We start from the raw sequence: 2,868 nt of genomic DNA, 5'->3' as shown, positions 1-2,868 counted from the left end.
TACTGGCGATTGGCCATGGGGGGCTGTGATGACGGAAGTTGCCGTTTTGGAAACCGGCAGCGGGCTGCCCTCGGGGGCGGCGGCGGGCTCGGGCGCTGCGGCGGACTCGGGTATGGCGTCGGACGCGGGGGCGTCGCGCGACTCGGCGGGCGTGGGTTCGGGGGTGCGGCAGGTTGTCGCTCAGTCGGCACGGGACGGGTGCCGGGCTCCCACGTCGGAGCGGCGGGCGGAGTGACCGGCTTCGTGGGCGGTGATACCGGGCTGGTCGGCCCGGCGCCGGGTGGACTGGAACCAGGACCGCGACGTTGCTGGACGGTCGGCGGGTCGGCCAATCCCTTTGGCAGCGCGGCTTCCTGGCTACGGCGCAGGATTGTTGCCGCCTGATTTTGATCCGGAGCGCTGAGCGCGTCATGGGCGGCTCGCATCAGGTCGCCGGCGGTGGGGTAGCGGTCTTCGGGTTTCTTCGCCATGCCGCGGGCGACCACGTCGTCGAGCGCTCTGGGGACGGCCGGGTTCTTCGCGCTGGGCCGCGGAATCGGGTCGATCATGTGCGAGCTGACCAATACGGCATGGTTGTCCGATTGGTACGGCGGAACCCCGGTCATACACTCGTACAGCACGCAGGACAGGGAGTAGACGTCGGCGGTATACGTGACCGCGTCTTTGGTAAACCGTTCGGGGGCCATGTATTTCCAGGTGCCCACCGCGGTGCCCAGTTGCGTGATCTTCTCGTCGGTGGTGGCGCTGGCGATGCCGAAGTCGACGAGGTAGGCGAAGTCTTCGCGGGTGACCAGGATGTTGGGCGGTTTGACGTCGCGGTGCATGACCCCTGCCGCATGGGCGGCATCGAGGGCTGAGGCGATTTGGGTGAGGATGGCGACCGCGCGGGGCGGCGGCATCGGGCCGCTGCGCTTCAGCAGCTTGTCCAGATCCGTTCCCAGGATCAGCCGCATCTCCAGGAACATCTGGCCGTCGATCTCGCCGTAGTCGTGGATGGGCACCACGTGGGGTTCTTGCAGCCGGCCGGCGATACGGGCTTCGCGTTTCATCCGCTCGCGGAACACCGGATCCTGGCTGAAGGCTTCGGACATCAGCTTCACCGCGACCGTCCACTCCTTGACGGTGTGCTCGGCTTCGTAAACTTCGCCCATGCCGCCATGGCCCAGCCGCCGCTTGAGGCGGTACGGGCCGAACATCGACCCGCTGCGCAACCCTGGCGCCTCGCCCATCGCTGACCCTCCCAAAGCCGACCAGATGTCGCCGACACTATCAACAATCCGGCGTCTCACCGCCCGCCCGCGGCCCCTGCGGGCGACACGGCATACCGTTGATCAGCGCTGGACCAGGGTTTGGCCCACCGTACAACAACCAATGCTGTTGTACCGCTTAGGCATCCGTTGTCACGGCGGCGCGCCGCAGTGCTGCGTTTGACGCGACCGTCAGCTATTACGCTGGCGCAGAACGGGTTCCCTTACCCAACCGTTCCGGAAGGCTCTTCCCGCGCCAAACTGCTTGTGCGGCTTAGCCTTGTCAGGGCAATTGTCAAGGCAGGACGGGATGTCAGCCCCACTGGGCCCACCAGGTGTGCAGGTCTTCGAGCGTGGCCGGGTCCCCGAACACGTCGCTGAGCACCAGTTTCGCGTCGTTACTCCAGATAACGTTCGGGTGGTTCTTATACGTACCGCACGCGATCTGGCCGGCGGTCACGTTCGGCGTCTTTTCGTAGTGCCAACTCAACGGCGAGGGGCCTTCCCCAGGGCAGTTGGACAATTCCACCGCGCTGATGTCGGAATCGAAGGCCTCCTTCAGCGCAGTGAGATTCGCGAACAGACCGTACAGCGCGCGGCTCGGGCCGCCGGGCTTGCTGTTCTGGTCGCACTGGACCATGGTCACCGCGCTGGCCCAAATGGTGTCGGGGTCCGGTGTGTACGGCTTGCATGCGCCGGTGGAGTAGCCGTCCGGGAGCGCGCTCCGCAGTCTGCTCTGCGCGTCGCCGCCAGCGGTCGTGGTCGGCGAACTAGGGGCGGTGCGGGTACTCGTCACCCCGCCGGTGGTCGGGGCGGTCGAGGTGACGTCGTTGCCGTGCGCCTGCTTGCTGCCGTCGTCCCTGGTGAACACCCAGATGCCGACGCCGGCGAGGATGAGGATGAACACCAGAGCCGCCGCGCCCGCGATGATGGGCCAAGGGCTGCGGCCACCTGACGACGCGGGCTGGTTCCAGGCCGGCGGGCCACCCGGTTGCTGAGGCGGGGTGGGGACACCCGGTGGCGTGCCGCCCCACGCGCCGCCCTGGTAGTACTGCGGACTCTGGCCGGGTTGATTCGGGGCAGGAATGCCGCCGCTGCCGGGTCCCCAGGCGGGCTGGGCGGCTTGCGTAGGCGGAGGTATCGGGCCGGAGGAGTGCGCGTCGGCATACTGGGGCCCTTGCTGACTCAGCGGAGCCCCCGGCGCCGGGGTGAAGGTGGGGCGACCGCCCGCTTGCGGCGTGACGGCCGTTCCGGGCAGCGTTGTCTCAAAGCTGCGGCGCAGAATGTCTTCCGCGTGATCCCGGTCGGGGGTGCTCAGGGCTTCACGTGCGGCCCGCGCGAGATCTCCGCAGCTGGCGTAGCGGTCCTCGGGTTTCTTGGCCATGCCGCGGGCGACCACCGCATCGAAGGCTTTGGGAATGCCCGCGCGCGCAAGGCTGGGCTGTGGGATCGGGTCCATCAAGTGGGCGGTGACCACCATGCTCGCGCTGTCCGTGCGATAAGGCGGGCTTCCGGTCAGCGCCTCGTACAGCACGCAGGCCAGGGAGTAGATGTCGGCGCGGTAGGTGACCTCGTCGTTCGAAAACCGTTCGGGCGCCATGTATTTCCAGGTGCCCACCGC

General features: G+C 67.8%; 2 protein-coding genes. Both read right to left on the bottom strand.

Going from position 1 to position 2,868, the window contains the following annotated elements:
- The coding region (locus tag BST27_RS30000; protein WP_139805474.1) for a serine/threonine-protein kinase at window positions 1-1,229 on the bottom strand (1,229 nt) is incomplete at its 3' end.
- 331 nt (window positions 1,230-1,560) lie between these two features.
- Window positions 1,561-2,868: serine/threonine protein kinase (locus BST27_RS29995; protein ID WP_139805473.1), on the bottom strand; the 1,308-nt coding region annotated here is incomplete at its 5' end.

Origin of the sequence: Mycobacterium intermedium (assembly GCF_002086275.1) — a bacterium.
Classification (GTDB): domain Bacteria; phylum Actinomycetota; class Actinomycetes; order Mycobacteriales; family Mycobacteriaceae; genus Mycobacterium; species Mycobacterium intermedium.
This window is presented reverse-complemented; position numbering and strand designations above follow the sequence as displayed.